The sequence below is a fragment of the Thalassospira sp. CH_XMU1420-2 genome (assembly GCF_037029325.1).
GTDB classification, from domain to species: Bacteria; Pseudomonadota; Alphaproteobacteria; order Rhodospirillales; family Thalassospiraceae; genus Thalassospira; species Thalassospira povalilytica.
Genome location: NZ_JAYMEG010000080.1, coordinates 1 through 530, shown reverse-complemented (window position 1 = coordinate 530; position 530 = coordinate 1). Strand labels below are relative to the sequence as shown.

Here is a 530-nt window from a genome sequence, read left to right as displayed (position 1 = left end):
TCGGGCAACCTGTCCGATACCGAACGCGGCTTCCTGAACGACGAATTCACCGAACTGCGTGACGAGATTGACCGTATCGCATCTTCCACCAACTTCAACGGCATTCAGCTGCTGGGTGACGGTGGCGATGTCGCTATCGAGTTCGGCGATCTTGCAGCAGCAGGATCTGGTGAAGCCCTCGTTGCCGTGAACGGCTTTGACAACTTTGCCATCACCGACAACAACTACTGGGCGACCGATACCGATACGGACCTCACCGATAACAACTTCGAGGTCAATATCAATTATGGCGCCGGCGACCAGGTCATCATGACCGTTACCAGCACCATTGATGGCGCTGCTGACCGTACCCAGTCGATCGACGTGACCGACTTCCGTACGGGTGGCACCACGGCGATTGGCGCAGGTGAAAGCGCAACCCTGAACTTTGACGAACTTGGTCTGAGCTTCACGGTTAACACCAACTTCTCGGCTTCGGTCGCCACAATCCGCGCTGATAACACCGGCGCATCCGACTTTGGCACCGACAC

At 56.6% G+C, this 530-nt stretch carries 1 protein-coding gene; it reads left to right on the top strand.

What is annotated here, in order from left to right:
- A partial coding sequence (locus tag WA429_RS21390) for a flagellin N-terminal helical domain-containing protein (RefSeq protein WP_443082699.1) occupies positions 1 to 530 on the top strand: 530 nt, incomplete at both ends.